This window comes from Staphylococcus sp. NRL 16/872, from assembly GCF_022815905.2.
Classification (GTDB): Bacteria; Bacillota; Bacilli; order Staphylococcales; family Staphylococcaceae; genus Staphylococcus.
The window spans coordinates 2,227,883-2,246,809 of sequence record NZ_CP119327.1; the positions used below are offsets into that span (position 1 = coordinate 2,227,883).

Here is an 18,927-nt window from a genome sequence, read left to right on the forward strand (position 1 = left end):
CCCACCCTTTGTCTATAAGTTACTTTACTATTTAAGTTTAGCACACTTCATGTAAGCGATATCATAAAATTTAGGTATAAAAAAACCACAACCCTCTATTGAGGATTGTGGAAAAATCACTGTGTTATTAAAACATGAATTTTTATTTAACATCAGCTGTTAATGTTTATTTATCTTTTGCCTCATCTTCGTCGTCTTCTTCTTTTTTACGACGTTTTCCAAATAATAATAATCCTAGACCAGTTATTAGTGATAGTAATAATGGTTTATCAGATTTTTCTTCACCTGTATCAGGTAAAGCTTTTTGGGTATTTGTATTATTTGAATTTGATGTGCTTTCACTTTCGGAGTCACTCATGCTTTCCGAAGTACTTTCGCTTTCTGATGTACTTGTACTATCGGATGTGCTTTCGCTTTCTGAGTCGCTCACACTTTCAGATGTACTTTCGCTTTCTGAGTCGCTCACGCTTTCAGATGTACTTTCGCTTTCTGAGTTGCTCACACTTTCAGATGTGCTTTCACTTTCTGAATCACTTTCGCTTTCTGATGTGCTTTCGCTTTCTGAATCGCTCACGCTTTCAGATGTACTTTCGCTTTCTGAATCGCTCACGCTTTCTGATGTGCTTTCGCTTTCTGAGTCGCTCACACTTTCTGATGTGCTTTCGCTTTCTGAATCGCTCACGCTTTCGGATGTGCTTTCGCTTTCTGAGTCACTCACGCTTTCTGATGTGCTTTCGCTTTCTGAGTCGCTCACGCTTTCGGATGTGCTTTCGCTTTCTGAGTCACTTACGCTTTCGGATGTGCTTTCGCTTTCTGAGTCACTCACGCTTTCTGATGTACTTTCGCTTTCTGAGTCGCTCACGCTTTCAGAAGTGCTTTCGCTTTCTGAGTCGCTCACACTTTCTGATGTGCTTTCACTTTCTGAGTCGCTCACGCTTTCGGATGTGCTTTCACTTTCTGAGTCGCTCACGCTTTCTGATGTGCTTTCGCTTTCTGAGTCACTTACGCTTTCTGAGTCACTTACGCTTTCGGATGTGCTTTCGCTTTCTGAATCGCTCACGCTTTCAGATGTGCTTTCACTTTCTGAATCGCTCACGCTTTCAGATGTACTTTCGCTTTCTGAGTCGCTCACGCTTTCGGATGTGCTTTCGCTTTCTGAGTCGCTCACGCTTTCAGAAGTGCTTTCGCTTTCTGAGTCACTTACGCTTTCTGATGTGCTTTCGCTTTCTGAGTCGCTCACGCTTTCGGATGTGCTTGTACTATCAGATGTTGCATTATCAATAACTGTAATATTGAAGCTTATTGTTATTTCATTACCACTAGCATCCGTTGTTGTCACTATGATTGGGTAGCTTCCCACTTTTGTTGGTGTACCACTAATCGTGTTTGTATCTGGATTGAATGACACACCTTCTGGTAAGCCACTTACTTTATTTGTGACTGCTTGACCACTGTTATCTGTCGCATCAATCTTGATTGGATCAATCGCTGTGTTCACTTCTTTTGTTTGATCTCCAATCGTTGTAACCGTTGGCGCTGTTGTATCTTCTACTGTAATTGTGAAGCTTGTTGTCGTTTCGTTGCCATCGGCATCTGTTGTTGTCACTGTAATTGGATAACTACCGACTTTTGTTGGCGTACCGCTAATTGTATTTGTATCTGGATTGAACGTTACACCGTCTGGTAAACCACTTACTTTATTTGTGACTGCTTGATCACTGTTGTCTGTCGCATCAATCTTGATTGGATCAATCGCTGTGTTCACTTCTTTTGTTTGATCTCCAATCGTTGTAACCGTTGGCGCTGTTGTATCTTCTACTGTAATTGTGAAGCTTGTTGTCGTTTCGTTGCCATCGGCATCTGTTGTTGTCACTGTAATTGGATAACTACCGACTTTTGTTGGCGTACCGCTAATTGTATTTGTATCTGGATTGAACGTTACACCGTCTGGTAAACCACTTACTTTATTTGTGACTGCTTGACCACTGTTATCTGTCGCATCAATCTTGATTGGATCAATCGCTGTGTTCACTTCTTTTGTTTGATCTCCAATCGTTGTAACCGTTGGCGCTGTTGTATCTTCTACTGTAATTGTGAAGCTTGTTGTCGTTTCGTTGCCATCGGCATCTGTTGTTGTCACTGTAATTGGATAACTACCGACTTTTGTTGGCGTACCGCTAATTGTATTTGTATCTGGATTGAACGTTACACCGTCTGGTAAACCACTTACTTTATTTGTGACTGCTTGACCACTGTTATCTGTCGCATCAATCTTGATTGGATCAATCGCTGTGTTCACTTCTTTTGTTTGATCTCCAATCGTTGTAACCGTTGGCGCTGTTGTATCTTCTACTGTAATTGTGAAGCTTGTTGTCGTTTCGTTGCCATCGGCATCTGTTGTTGTCACTGTAATTGGATAACTACCGACTTTTGTTGGCGTACCGCTAATTGTATTTGTATCTGGATTGAACGTTACACCGTCTGGTAAACCACTTACTTTATTTGTGACTGCTTGATCACTGTTGTCTGTCGCATCAATCTTGATTGGATCAATCGCTGTGTTCACTTCTTTTGTTTGATCTCCAATCGTTGTAACCGTTGGCGCTGTTGTATCTTCTACTGTAATTGTGAAGCTTGTTGTCGTTTCGTTGCCATCGGCATCTGTTGTTGTCACTGTAATTGGATAACTACCGACTTTTGTTGGCGTACCGCTAATTGTATTTGTATCTGGATTGAACGTTACACCGTCTGGTAAACCACTTACTTTATTTGTGACTGCTTGACCACTGTTGTCTGTCGCATCAATCTTGACTGGATCAATTGCTGTGTTCACTTCTTTGGTTTGACCCGCGATTGGTGACACTACTGGCGCTGTTGTATCTTCTACTGTAATTGTAAACCTTATTGTTGTTTGGTTACCGTATGCATCAGTTACTGTTACTGTGATTGGATAAACTCCTACTTTTGTTGGCGTGCCACTAATTGTATTTGGTACATTACTGTAATTTGCATTCGCAATAAGTGCTCTTACTTTATTTATTACAGAAAGACGACTGATTGTTTTTGTACCTGGATTAAATGTTACACCGTCTGGTAAGCCACTTACACTAATAGTCACAGGTTCTCCACTATTATCTGTCGCATCAATTTCAATTGGATCAATTGCTGTGTTTACTTCTTTTGTTTGGTTGCCAATCGCTGTAACCGTTGGTGCTGTTGTATCTTCTACTGTAATTGTAAAGCTTGTTGTCGTTTCGTTGCCATCGGCATCTGTTGTTGTCACTGTGATTGGATAGCTGCCCACTTTGCTTGGTGTACCACTAATTGTATTGGTATCTGGATTGAATGTCACACCTGCTGGTAAGCCAGTTACTTTATTTGTTACAGCTTGACCACTGTTATCTGTCGCATCAATCTTAATTGAATCAATCGCTGTGTTCACTTCTTTTGTTTGGTTGCCAATCGCTGTAACCGTTGGCGCTGTTGTATCTTCTACTGTAATTGTGAAGCTTGTTGTCGTTTCGTTGCCATCGGCATCTGTTGTTGTCACTGTGATTGGATAGCTGCCCACTTTGCTTGGTGTACCACTAATTGTATTGGTATCTGGATTGAATGTTACACCTGTTGGTAAGCCACTTACTTTGTTTGTTACAGCTTGACCACTGTTATCTGTCGCGTCAATCTTGATTGGATCAATTGCTGTGTTCACTTCTTTTGTTTGACCTGCAATTGGTGACACTACTGGTGCTGTTGTATCTTCTACTGTAATTGTGAAGCTTGTTGTTGTTTCGTTGCCGTCGGCATCTGTTGTTGTCACTGTGATTGGATAACTTCCGACTTTGCTTGGTGTTCCACTAATTGTGTTTGTTGCACTATTGAATGTTACGCCAGCAGGAAGACCAGTCACTTTATTTGTCACAGCTTGACCACTGTTATCTGTCGCGTCAATCTTGATTGGATCAATTGCTGTGTTCACTTCTTTTGTTTGGTTGCCAATTGCTGTAACCGTTGGTGCTGTTGTATCTTCTACTGTAATTGTAAAGCTTGTTGTCGTTTCGTTGCCATCGGCATCTGTTGTTGTCACTGTGATTGGATAACTTCCAACCTTGCTTGGTGTTCCACTAATTGTGTTTGTTGCACTATTGAATGTTACGCCATCAGGAAGACCAGTCACTTTATTTGTCACAGCTTGACCACTGTTATCTGTCGCGTCAATCTTGATTGGATCAATTGCTGTGTTCACTTCTTTTGTTTGGTTGCCAATCGCTGTAACCGTTGGCGCTGTTGTATCTTCCACTGTAATTGTGAAGCTTGTTGTTGTTTCGTTGCCATCGGCATCTGTTGTTGTCACTGTAATTGGGTAACTTCCAACTTTGCTTGGTGTTCCACTAATTGTGTTGGTATCTGGATTGAATGTCACACCTGCTGGTAAGCCAGTTACTTTATTTGTTACAGCTTGACCACTGTTATCTGTCGCATCAATCTTAATTGAATCAATCGCTGTGTTCACTTCTTTTGTTTGGTTGCCAATTGCTGTAACCGTTGGTGCTGTTGTATCTTCCACTGTAATTGTGAAGCTTGTTGTTGCTTCATTGCCATCGGCATCTGTTGTTGTCACTGTAATTGGGTAACTTCCGACTTTGCTTGGTGTTCCACTAATTGTGTTGGTATCTGGATTAAATGTCACACCTGCTGGTAAGCCAGTCACTTTGTTTGTCACAGCTTGACCACTGTTATCTGTCGCATCAATCTTGATTGGATCAATTGCTGTGTTCACTTCTTTTGTTTGACCTGCAATTGGTGACACTACTGGTGCTGTTGTATCTTCTACTGTAATTGTGAAGCTTGTTGTTGTTTCGTTGCCGTCGGCATCTGTTGTTGTCACTGTGATTGGATAACTTCCGACTTTGCTTGGTGTACCACTAATTGTGTTTGTTGCACTATTGAATGTTACGCCAGCAGGAAGACCAGTCACTTTATTTGTCACAGCTTGACCACTGTTATCTGTCGCGTCAATCTTGATTGGATCAATTGCTGTGTTCACTTCTTTTGTTTGGTTGGCAATCGCTGTAACCGTTGGCGCTGTTGTATCTTCCACTGTAATTGTGAAGCTTGTTGTCGTTTCGTTGCCATCGGCATCTGTTGTTGTCACTGTGATTGGATAGCTGCCCACTTTGCTTGGTGTTCCACTAATTGTATTGGTATCTGGATTGAATGTTACACCTGTTGGTAAGCCACTTACTTTGTTTGTTACAGCTTGACCACTGTTATCTGTCGCGTCAATCTTGATTGGATCAATTGCTGTGTTCACTTCTTTTGTTTGACCTGCAATTGGTGACACTACTGGTGCTGTTGTATCTTCTACTGTAATTGTGAAGCTTGTTGTTGTTTCGTTGCCGTCGGCATCTGTTGTTGTCACTGTGATTGGATAACTTCCGACTTTGCTTGGTGTACCACTAATTGTGTTTGTTGCACTATTGAATGTTACGCCAGCAGGAAGACCAGTCACTTTATTTGTCACAGCTTGACCACTGTTATCTGTCGCGTCAATCTTGATTGGATCAATTGCTGTGTTCACTTCTTTTGTTTGGTTGGCAATCGCTGTAACCGTTGGCGCTGTTGTATCTTCCACTGTAATTGTGAAGCTTGTTGTCGTTTCGTTGCCATCGGCATCTGTTGTTGTCACTGTGATTGGATAGCTGCCCACTTTGCTTGGTGTTCCACTAATTGTATTGGTATCTGGATTGAATGTTACACCTGTTGGTAAGCCAGTTACTTTATTTGTTACAGCTTGACCACTGTTATCTGTCGCATCAATCTTAATTGAATCAATCGCTGTGTTCACTTCTTTTGTTTGGTTGCCAATCGCTGTAACCGTTGGCGCTGTTGTATCTTCTACTGTAATTGTGAAGCTTGTTGTCGTTTCGTTGCCGTCGGCATCTGTTGTTGTCACTGTGATTGGATAACTTCCAACTTTGCTTGGTGTTCCACTAATTGTGTTGGTATCTGGATTGAATGTCACACCTGCTGGTAAGCCAGTTACTTTATTTGTTACAGCTTGACCACTGTTATCTGTCGCATCAATCTTAATTGAATCAATCGCTGTGTTCACTTCTTTTGTTTGGTTGCCAATCGCTGTAACCGTTGGCGCTGTTGTATCTTCTACTGTAATTGTAAAGCTTGTTGTCGTTTCGTTGCCATCGGCATCTGTTGTTGTCACTGTAATTGGGTAACTTCCGACTTTGCTTGGTGTTCCACTAATTGTGTTGGTATCTGGATTAAATGTCACACCTGCTGGTAAGCCAGTCACTTTGTTTGTCACAGCTTGACCACTGTTATCTGTCGCATCAATCTTGATTGGATCAATTGCTGTGTTCACTTCTTTTGTTTGACCTGCAATTGGTGACACTACTGGTGCTGTTGTATCTTCTACTGTAATTGTGAAGCTTGTTGTTGTTTCGTTGCCGTCGGCATCTGTTGTTGTCACTGTGATTGGATAACTTCCAACTTTGCTTGGTGTTCCACTAATTGTGTTGGTATCTGGATTGAATGTCACACCTGCTGGTAAGCCAGTTACTTTATTTGTTACAGCTTGACCACTGTTATCTGTCGCATCAATCTTAATTGAATCAATCGCTGTGTTCACTTCTTTTGTTTGGTTGCCAATCGCTGTAACCGTTGGCGCTGTTGTATCTTCTACTGTAATTGTGAAGCTTGTTGTCGTTTCGTTGCCGTCGGCATCTGTTGTTGTCACTGTGATTGGATAACTTCCAACTTTGCTTGGTGTTCCACTAATTGTGTTGGTATCTGGATTGAATGTCACACCTGCTGGTAAGCCAGTTACTTTATTTGTTACAGCTTGACCACTGTTATCTGTCGCATCAATCTTAATTGAATCAATCGCTGTGTTCACTTCTTTTGTTTGGTTGCCAATCGCTGTAACCGTTGGCGCTGTTGTATCTTCTACTGTAATTGTAAAGCTTGTTGTCGTTTCGTTGCCATCGGCATCTGTTGTTGTCACTGTAATTGGGTAACTTCCGACTTTGCTTGGTGTTCCACTAATTGTGTTGGTATCTGGATTAAATGTCACACCTGCTGGTAAGCCAGTCACTTTGTTTGTCACAGCTTGACCACTGTTATCTGTCGCATCAATCTTGATTGGATCAATTGCTGTGTTCACTTCTTTTGTTTGGTTGCCAATTGCTGTAACCGTTGGTGCTGTTGTATCTTCCACTGTAATTGTGAAGCTTGTTGTTGTTTCGTTGCCATCGGCATCTGTTGTTGTCACTGTGATTGGATAACTTCCGACTTTGCTTGGTGTTCCACTAATTGTGTTTGTTGCACTATTGAATGTTACGCCAGCAGGAAGACCAGTCACTTTATTTGTCACAGCTTGACCACTGTTATCTGTCGCGTCAATCTTGATTGGATCAATTGCTGTGTTCACTTCTTTTGTTTGGTTGCCAATTGCTGTAACCGTTGGTGCTGTTGTATCTTCCACTGTAATTGTGAAGCTTGTTGTTGTTTCGTTGCCATCGGCATCTGTTGTTGTCACTGTGATTGGATAACTTCCGACTTTGCTTGGTGTTCCACTAATTGTGTTTGTTGCACTATTGAATGTTACGCCAGCAGGAAGACCAGTCACTTTATTTGTCACAGCTTGACCACTGTTATCTGTCGCGTCAATCTTGATTGGATCAATTGCTGTGTTCACTTCTTTTGTTTGGTTGCCAATCGCTGTAACCGTTGGCGCTGTTGTATCTTCTACTGTAATTGTGAAGCTTGTTGTTGTTTCGTTGCCATCGGCATCTGTTGTTGTCACTGTAATTGGGTAACTTCCAACTTTGCTTGGTGTTCCACTAATTGTGTTGGTATCTGGATTGAATGTCACACCTGCTGGTAAGCCAGTTACTTTATTTGTTACAGCTTGACCACTGTTATCTGTCGCATCAATCTTAATTGAATCAATCGCTGTGTTCACTTCTTTTGTTTGGTTGCCAATCGCTGTAACCGTTGGCGCTGTTGTATCTTCTACTGTAATTGTGAAGCTTGTTGTCGTTTCGTTGCCATCGGCATCTGTTGTTGTCACTGTGATTGGATAGCTGCCCACTTTGCTTGGTGTACCACTAATTGTATTGGTATCTGGATTGAATGTTACACCTGTTGGTAAGCCACTTACTTTATTTGTGACTGCTTGACCACTGTTATCTGTCGCATCAATCTTGATTGGATCAATTGCTGTGTTCACTTCTTTTGTTTGACCCGCAATTGGGGACACTACTGGCGCTGTTGTATCTTCCACTGTAATTGTGAAGTTTGTTGTTGCTTCGTTGCCATCGGCATCTGTTGTTGTCACTGTGATTGGATAGCTGCCCACTTTGCTTGGTGTTCCACTAATTGTATTTGTCGCACTATTAAATGTTACGCCTGCTGGTAAGCCAGTCACTTTATTTGTCACAGCTTGGCCACTGTTATCTGTCGCATCAATCTTAATTGGATCAATTGCTGTGTTCACTTCTTTTGTTTGACCTGCAATTGGTGACACTACTGGTGCTGTTGTATCTTCCACTGTAATTGTGAAGCTTGTTGTTGTTTCGTTGCCGTCGGCATCTGTTGTTGTCACTGTGATTGGATAACTTCCGACTTTGCTTGGTGTTCCACTAATTGTGTTTGTTGCACTATTGAATGTTACGCCAGCAGGAAGACCAGTCACTTTATTTGTTACAGCTTGACCACTGTTATCTGTCGCGTCAATCTTGATTGAATCAATTGCTGTGTTCACTTCTTTTGTTTGGTTGCCAATCGCTGTAACCGTTGGCGCTGTTGTATCTTCTACTGTAATTGTGAAGCTTGTTGTTGTTTCATTGCCATCGGCATCTGTTGTTGTCACTGTAATTGGATAGCTTCCAACCTTGCTTGGTGTACCACTAATTGTGTTTGTATCTGGATTGAACGTTACACCTGCTGGTAAGCCAGTCACTTTGTTTGTCACAGCTTGACCACTGTTATCTGTCGCATCAATCTTGATTGGATCAATCGCTGTGTTCACTTCTTTTGTTTGGTTGCCAATCGCTGTAACCGTTGGCGCTGTTGTATCTTCTACTGTAATTGTGAAGCTTGTTGTCGTTTCGTTGCCATCGGCATCTGTTGTTGTCACTGTGATTGGATAGCTGCCCACTTTGCTTGGTGTTCCACTAATTGTATTTGTCGCACTATTAAATGTTACGCCTGCTGGTAAGCCAGTCACTTTATTTGTCACAGCTTGGCCACTGTTATCTGTCGCATCAATCTTAATTGGATCAATTGCTGTGTTCACTTCTTTTGTTTGACCTGCAATTGGTGACACTACTGGTGCTGTTGTATCTTCCACTGTAATTGTGAAGCTTGTTGTTGTTTCGTTGCCGTCGGCATCTGTTGTTGTCACTGTGATTGGATAACTTCCGACTTTGCTTGGTGTTCCACTAATTGTGTTGGTATCTGGATTGAGTGTTACACCTGTTGGTAAGCCACTTACTTTATTTGTTACAGCTTGACCACTGTTATCTGTCGCATCAATCTTAATTGAATCAATCGCTGTGTTCACTTCTTTTGTTTGGTTGCCAATTGCTGTAACCGTTGGTGCTGTTGTATCTTCTACTGTAATTGTGAAGCTTGTTGTTGTTTCATTGCCATCGGCATCCGTTGTTGTCACTGTGATTGGATAGCTGCCGACTTTGCTTGGTGTTCCACTAATTGTGTTGGTATCTGGATTGAATGTTACACCTGTTGGTAAGCCACTTACTTTATTTGTTACAGCTTGACCACTGTTATCTGTCGCATCAATCTTAATTGAATCAATCGCTGTGTTCACTTCTTTTGTTTGGTTGGCAATCGCTGTAACCGTTGGCGCTGTTGTATCTTCCACTGTAATTGTGAAGCTTGTTGTCGTTTCGTTGCCATCGGCATCTGTTGTTGTCACTGTGATTGGATAGCTGCCCACTTTGCTTGGTGTACCACTAATTGTATTGGTATCTGGATTGAATGTTACACCTGTTGGTAAGCCACTTACTTTGTTTGTTACAGCTTGACCACTGTTATCTGTCGCGTCAATCTTGATTGGATCAATTGCTGTGTTCACTTCTTTTGTTTGGTTGCCAATCGCTGTAACCGTTGGCGCTGTTGTATCTTCTACTGTAATTGTGAAGCTTGTTGTCGTTTCGTTGCCATCGGCATCTGTTGTTGTCACTGTGATTGGATAGCTGCCCACTTTGCTTGGTGTACCACTAATTGTATTGGTATCTGGATTGAATGTTACACCTGTTGGTAAGCCACTTACTTTATTTGTGACTGCTTGACCACTGTTATCTGTCGCATCAATCTTGATTGGATCAATTGCTGTGTTCACTTCTTTTGTTTGACCTGCAATTGGTGACACTACTGGTGCTGTTGTATCTTCCACTGTAATTGTGAAGCTTGTTGTTGTTTCGTTGCCGTCGGCATCTGTTGTTGTCACTGTGATTGGATAACTTCCGACTTTGCTTGGTGTACCACTAATTGTATTGGTATCTGGATTGAATGTTACACCTGTTGGTAAGCCACTTACTTTATTTGTCACAGCTTGACCACTGTTATCTGTCGCATCAATCTTGATTGGATCAATTGCTGTGTTCACTTCTTTTGTTTGACCCGCAATTGGGGACACTACTGGCGCTGTTGTATCTTCCACTGTAATTGTGAAGTTTGTTGTTGCTTCGTTGCCATCGGCATCTGTTGTTGTCACTGTGATTGGATAGCTGCCCACTTTGCTTGGTGTTCCACTAATTGTATTTGTCGCACTATTAAATGTTACGCCTGCTGGTAAGCCAGTCACTTTATTTGTCACAGCTTGGCCACTGTTATCTGTCGCATCAATCTTAATTGGATCAATTGCTGTGTTCACTTCTTTTGTTTGACCTGCAATTGGTGACACTACTGGTGCTGTTGTATCTTCCACTGTAATTGTGAAGCTTGTTGTTGTTTCGTTGCCGTCGGCATCTGTTGTTGTCACTGTGATTGGATAACTTCCGACTTTGCTTGGTGTTCCACTAATTGTGTTTGTTGCACTATTGAATGTTACGCCAGCAGGAAGACCAGTCACTTTATTTGTTACAGCTTGACCACTGTTATCTGTCGCGTCAATCTTGATTGAATCAATTGCTGTGTTCACTTCTTTTGTTTGGTTGCCAATCGCTGTAACCGTTGGCGCTGTTGTATCTTCTACTGTAATTGTGAAGCTTGTTGTTGTTTCATTGCCATCGGCATCTGTTGTTGTCACTGTAATTGGATAGCTTCCAACCTTGCTTGGTGTACCACTAATTGTGTTTGTATCTGGATTGAACGTTACACCTGCTGGTAAGCCAGTCACTTTGTTTGTCACAGCTTGACCACTGTTATCTGTCGCATCAATCTTGATTGGATCAATTGCTGTGTTCACTTCTTTTGTTTGGTTGCCAATCGCTGTAACCGTTGGCGCTGTTGTATCTTCCACTGTAATTGTGAAGCTTGTTGTTGTTTCGTTGCCATCGGCATCTGTTGTTGTCACTGTAATTGGGTAACTTCCAACTTTGCTTGGTGTTCCACTAATTGTGTTGGTATCTGGATTGAATGTCACACCTGCTGGTAAGCCAGTTACTTTATTTGTTACAGCTTGACCACTGTTATCTGTCGCATCAATCTTAATTGAATCAATCGCTGTGTTCACTTCTTTTGTTTGGTTGCCAATTGCTGTAACCGTTGGTGCTGTTGTATCTTCCACTGTAATTGTGAAGCTTGTTGTTGCTTCATTGCCATCGGCATCTGTTGTTGTCACTGTAATTGGGTAACTTCCGACTTTGCTTGGTGTTCCACTAATTGTGTTGGTATCTGGATTAAATGTCACACCTGCTGGTAAGCCAGTCACTTTGTTTGTCACAGCTTGACCACTGTTATCTGTCGCATCAATCTTGATTGGATCAATTGCTGTGTTCACTTCTTTTGTTTGACCTGCAATTGGTGACACTACTGGTGCTGTTGTATCTTCTACTGTAATTGTGAAGCTTGTTGTTGTTTCGTTGCCGTCGGCATCTGTTGTTGTCACTGTGATTGGATAACTTCCGACTTTGCTTGGTGTACCACTAATTGTGTTTGTTGCACTATTGAATGTTACGCCAGCAGGAAGACCAGTCACTTTATTTGTCACAGCTTGACCACTGTTATCTGTCGCGTCAATCTTGATTGGATCAATTGCTGTGTTCACTTCTTTTGTTTGGTTGCCAATCGCTGTAACCGTTGGCGCTGTTGTATCTTCTACTGTAATTGTGAAGCTTGTTGTTGTTTCATTGCCATCGGCATCTGTTGTTGTCACTGTAATTGGATAGCTTCCAACCTTGCTTGGTGTACCACTAATTGTGTTTGTATCTGGATTGAACGTTACACCTGCTGGTAAGCCAGTCACTTTGTTTGTCACAGCTTGACCACTGTTATCTGTCGCATCAATCTTGATTGGATCAATCGCTGTGTTCACTTCTTTTGTTTGGTTGCCAATCGCTGTAACCGTTGGCGCTGTTGTATCTTCTACTGTAATTGTGAAGCTTGTTGTCGTTTCGTTGCCATCGGCATCTGTTGTTGTCACTGTGATTGGATAGCTGCCCACTTTGCTTGGTGTTCCACTAATTGTATTTGTCGCACTATTAAATGTTACGCCTGCTGGTAAGCCAGTCACTTTATTTGTCACAGCTTGGCCACTGTTATCTGTCGCATCAATCTTAATTGGATCAATTGCTGTGTTCACTTCTTTTGTTTGACCTGCAATTGGTGACACTACTGGTGCTGTTGTATCTTCCACTGTAATTGTGAAGCTTGTTGTTGTTTCGTTGCCGTCGGCATCTGTTGTTGTCACTGTGATTGGATAACTTCCGACTTTGCTTGGTGTTCCACTAATTGTGTTGGTATCTGGATTGAGTGTTACACCTGTTGGTAAGCCACTTACTTTATTTGTTACAGCTTGACCACTGTTATCTGTCGCATCAATCTTAATTGAATCAATCGCTGTGTTCACTTCTTTTGTTTGGTTGCCAATTGCTGTAACCGTTGGTGCTGTTGTATCTTCTACTGTAATTGTGAAGCTTGTTGTTGTTTCATTGCCATCGGCATCCGTTGTTGTCACTGTAATTGGATAGCTTCCAACCTTGCTTGGTGTACCACTAATTGTGTTTGTATCTGGATTGAATGTTACACCTGTTGGTAAGCCAGTCACTTTATTTGTCACAGCTTGACCACTGTTATCTGTCGCATCAATCTTGATTGGATCGATTTCAGTATTGACTTCTTTCGTTTGACCCACGATTGGTGACACTACTGGCGCTGTTGTATCTTCTACTGTAATTGTGAAGCTTGTTGTTGTTTCGTTGCCGTCGGCATCTGTTGTTGTCACTGTAATTGGATAGCTTCCAACCTTGCTTGGTGTACCACTAATTGTGTTTGTTGCACTATTGAATGTTACGCCTGTTGGTAAGCCACTTACTTTGTTTGTGACAGCTTGACCACTATTATCTGTCGCATCAATCTTAATTGGGTCAATCGCTGTGTTCACTTCTTTTGTTTGACCTGCAATTGGTGACACTACTGGTGCTGTTGTATCTTCTACTGTAATTGTGAAGCTTGTTGTCGTTTCGTTGCCATCGGCATCTGTTGTTGTCACTGTGATTGGATAACTTCCAACCTTGCTTGGTGTTCCACTAATTGTGTTGGTATCTGGATTGAATGTTACACCTGCTGGTAAGCCACTTACTTTGTTTGTGACAGCTTGACCACTGTTATCTGTCGCATCAATCTTGATTGGGTCGATTTCAGTATTGACTTCTTTTGTTTGGTTGCCAATTGCTGTAACCGTTGGTGCTGTTGTATCTTCTACTGTAATTGTGAAGCTTGTTGTTGTTTCGTTGCCATCGGCATCTGTTGTTGTCACTGTGATTGGGTAACTTCCAACTTTGCTTGGTGTTCCACTAATTGTGTTGGTATCTGGATTGAATGTCACACCTGCTGGTAAGCCAGTTACTTTATTTGTTACAGCTTGACCACTGTTATCTGTCGCATCAATCTTAATTGAATCAATCGCTGTGTTTACTTCTTTTGTTTGGTTGCCAATCGCTGTAACCGTTGGCGCTGTTGTATCTTCTACTGTAATTGTGAAGCTTGTTGGAGTTTCATTGCCGTCGGCATCTGTTGTTGTCACTGTGATTGGGTAACTTCCAACTTTGCTTGGCGTACCACTAATTGTGTTGGTATCTGGATTGAATGTTACACCTGCTGGTAAGCCAGTCACTTTGTTTGTCACAGCTTGACCACTGTTATCTGTCGCATCAATCTTAATTGTATCAATTGCTGTGTTCACTTCTTTTGTTTGACCTGCAATTGGTGACACTACTGGTGCTGTTGTATCTTCTACTGTAATTGTGAAGTTTGTTGTTGTTTCGTTGCCGTCGGCATCTGTTGTTGTCACTGTAATTGGATAGCTTCCAACCTTGCTTGGTGTACCACTAATTGTGTTTGTATCTGGATTGAATGTTACACCTGTTGGTAAGCCAGTCACTTTATTTGTCACAGCTTGACCACTGTTATCTGTCGCATCAATCTTGATTGGATCGATTTCAGTATTGACTTCTTTCGTTTGACCCACGATTGGTGACACTACTGGCGCTGTTGTATCTTCTACTGTAATTGTGAAGCTTGTTGTTGTTTCGTTGCCGTCGGCATCTGTTGTTGTCACTGTAATTGGATAGCTTCCAACCTTGCTTGGTGTACCACTAATTGTGTTTGTTGCACTATTGAATGTTACGCCTGTTGGTAAGCCACTTACTTTGTTTGTGACAGCTTGACCACTATTATCTGTCGCATCAATCTTAATTGGGTCAATCGCTGTGTTCACTTCTTTTGTTTGACCTGCAATTGGTGACACTACTGGTGCTGTTGTATCTTCTACTGTAATTGTGAAGCTTGTTGTTGCTTCGTTGCCGTCGGCATCTGTTGTTGTCACTGTAATTGGATAACTTCCAACTTTGCTTGGTGTACCACTAATTGTATTGGTATCTGGATTGAATGTTACACCTGTTGGTAAGCCAGTCACTTTATTTGTCACAGCTTGACCACTGTTATCTGTCGCGTCAATCTTGATTGGATCGATTTCAGTATTCACTTCTTTTGTTTGACCCGCGATTGGTGACACTACTGGTGCTGTTGTATCTTCCACTGTAATTGTAAAGCTTGTTGTTGCTTCATTGCCATCGGCATCTGTTGTTGTCACTGTAATTGGATAGCTGCCTACTTTGCTTGGTGTACCACTAATTGTATTGGTATCTGGGTTGAATTCTACTCCATCTGGTAGGCCACTCACGCTATTTGTCACAGCTTGACCACTGTTATCTGTCGCATCAATCTTAATTGAATCAATTGCTGTGTTTACTTCTTTTGTTTGACCCACAATTGGTGACACTACTGGTGCTGTTGTATCTTCCACTGTAATTGTAAAGCTTGTTGTTGCTTCGTTGCCGTCGGCATCTGTTGTTGTCACTGTAATTGGGTAACTTCCAACTTTGCTTGGTGTACCACTAATTGTGTTGGTATCTGGATTGAACTCTACTCCATTTGGTAGGCCACTCACGCTATTTGTCACAGGTTGACCACTGTTATCTGTGGCTTCAATCTTGATTGAATCAATCGCTGTATTTACTTCTTTCGTTTGATTTCCAATTCCTGTAACTACTGGCGCTGTTGTATCTACTACTTTAATTGTGAAATTTGTTTTGGTTTCATTATTATTTGCGTCTGTGGTAGTCACTGTAACTATATAATCCCCTACTTTTGAAGGCGTACCACTAATTCTATTTGTAGTGCTATCAAACGTAACACCTTCTGGCAAACCACTCACGCTGTTTGTCACAGCCAGTCTACTATTATCTGATGCTGTTATAAATATTGATCTAATAGGTGTGTTCACTTCTCTAGTTTGATCTGAAATTTCGTTTACTACTGGTTTTGTTGTATCTACAACTTTAATTGTGAAATTCGTTGTTGTTTTATTACCACTTGCATCTGTTGTTATTACTGTAATTGGATAACTACCTACTTTTGTTGGTGTGCCACTTATCGTATTTGTAGCATTATTAAAAGCAACACCAGAAGGTAATCCAGTTACATTATTAGTTACAGCTTGACCACTGTTATCTGTCGCATCGATTTTAATTGAATCAATAGCTGTATTGACCTCTTTTGTTTGATTATCAATTTTAGTAACAACCGGGGCAGTTGTATCTTCTACTGTAATATTGAATTTTGTAGTTATTGCATTTCCACTAGCATCTGTTGTTGTCACTGTAATTGGATAATTGCCTACTTTACTTGGTGTTCCACTAATTTGATTTGTACTACTATCAAATGTGACACCTGCTGGTAAGCCAGTCACACTGTTTGTCACAGCTTGACCGCTATTATCTGTTGCCTCAATTGTAATTGTATCAATCGCTGTGTTTACTTCTTTGGTTTGATCTTTAATAGCCGTCACTACTGGATTTGTCGTATCTACAACTTTAATTGTAAAGTTTGTTTGCGTTGCATTGCCACTTGCGTCCTTTGTTGTCACTGTAATTGGATAACTGCCAACTTTTGTAGGTGTGCCACTTATTGTGTTTGTACTACTATCAAACGTAACACCGTCCGGTAATCCACTCACACTATTCGTTACAGCTTGACCACTATTATCTGTTGCCTCAATTGTAATTGTATCAATCGCTGTGTTTACTTCTTTTGTTTGATCTTTAATAGCCGTCACTACTGGATTTGTCGTATCTACAACTTTAATTGTAAAGTTTGTTTGTGTTGCATTACCACTTGCGTCTGTAGAAGTGACAGTAATTGGGTAACTTCCGACTTTTGTTGGTGTTCCACTAATTCTATTTGTAGTGCTATCAAATGTAACGCCATCTGGCAAGCCACTTACACTGTTTGTTACAGCTAATTTACTGTTATCAGAGGCAACAACTGTAATTGCACTAATTGGTGTGTTTACTTCTTTGGTTTGATCTGAAATTTCGTTTACTACTGGTTTAGTTGTATCTACAACTGTAATTGTAAAGTTTGTTTGTGTTGAGTTCCCACTTGAATCCGTTGAAGTAATCGTGATTGGATAACTGCCAACTTTCGTAGGTGTGCCACTTAGTGTATTAGTAGAACTATTAAATGTAACACCTGCAGGTAAGCCACTTGCAGAGTTTGTAACTGCGTCTCCACTATTATCTGTCGCAACAACTGTGACACTATCAATTGGTGTATTCACTTCTTTGGTTTGACCTGAAATTGCATTTACCACAGGTTTTGTTGTGTCTTTAACTGAAATTGTAGTTGCCGGTGACAAGTTACTTCCTTTATCAAGGACTGTAGCAGTAATTGTTTCTTTACCTGTTAATGTAAATCCGTTCGGAATTGCTACTGAAAACTTCCCATCACTACCTATTTGTCCTGATAATTTTCTACCATCACTAAAGTCTAATTGAATTGTCATATTCGCTTCGCCAGTACCATTGATAGACTTATCTTCAGTAGTAATATTTTTAGCAGTAGTAGGAGCAACTGGCGCAATTCTATCTATCATATCTAAATAAGCACTTGCATAGGAACCCAGAATCCTTTTATTTGCTGCGCCATTATCTTCTGAATTTAAATAATCAGATTCAAGCCATGAGCTAAATGTTTCTTTATCGCTTAATTGAGAAGCAATGTTATCTAATGTATAACCATTTTTTAATTTATATGAAATCGTATAACTACGAGATTGACCTAATGTTCCCCAAAATACATTTAGATCTAACGTAGTTCTAGCATTGTCAAGTTGGTCTGCTGTATTATTTTTCACTATCGATATTGAATCAATCTTACTTGTATCAAAGAATCCATTACTATCTAAACTACCTACTACACCACGAGCAGTATCAGAAGGCGTAACATTGTTACCATTAGCATCAGACGCATAAATTTTCACCGAATTTGGGTCAATAAAAGGTAATAAATCTTTAGGCACTTGCTCTTTTACATATAAAACCCAATCATAATCAGTTTGTTTAAAGTTTTCATCAGGTTTAAAAGTATGAACAGAATTAATCGTTGAATTAGTATTATCATAAATAATTTTATTAGCAACTCTACCAGTTGTAAAACCACTCGTTTGAGAAATTTGTGGTGCTTTTGAATTAAGTGTAGGCGTAATCGTTGTAACTTGAATACTTTCTGCAGCGATAGCACCATCATTATCCGTCCACGTATGCGTTAAATAAACTGGTTTATCATTGGAAAATCCAAGACTGCTCAGTGTTTGTGAATTTTTCAAAGTAATCAAGACATCTTGATTTGTTATTGAACCAATTAAACCACTTTTAACTGTAGCACCTGTAATAGGCGCACTCCAGTTTTGACCATTGTTAGTCGATGTCATATTAACTCCATTTAAAGTAATAGACTGGATTTGGTTAAAGAAATTACTTTGAGAGAATGAAAGATTAACTTTACCCCCATTCACGAAGTTGGATTGGTACGCTAGCCATTTTGATAAATTCAACTTAATAACATTTGTATCTGCATTTTGCATCTGGTTAATTCCTGCATGTCGCAAATCAGTATTTGCTTTAACTGTTGTAGCATTATACCCTAAATCTTGAAGTAAATACGCATATTTAGGATCTGTCGGTATTTGATATTTAATGACTTTTCCATCTTTGACTGCCACTAAAGTTCTAAATTTCAATCTGCTATTTCTTACAGTTGAAGTTGTTGCTTGAGTATTAACTGTTGTTGTGGAATCATTGTTGTTTAATGGTATTGGGCTATTATTCTCTGCTGTTGTTACAACTGGTTTGTCCTCACTCGAAGACGTACTACTTAGTT

Annotated in this window: 1 protein-coding gene; it reads right to left on the reverse strand. The window is 40.7% G+C overall.

The features are described 5' to 3' along the window. Positions 1-166: 166 nt before the first annotated feature. A complete protein-coding gene (locus MT340_RS11160; RefSeq protein WP_279390863.1) occupies positions 167-18,787 on the reverse strand; it encodes a putative Ig domain-containing protein in 18,621 nt (6,206 codons plus the stop codon). Between the last annotated feature and the right edge of the window lie 140 nt (positions 18,788-18,927).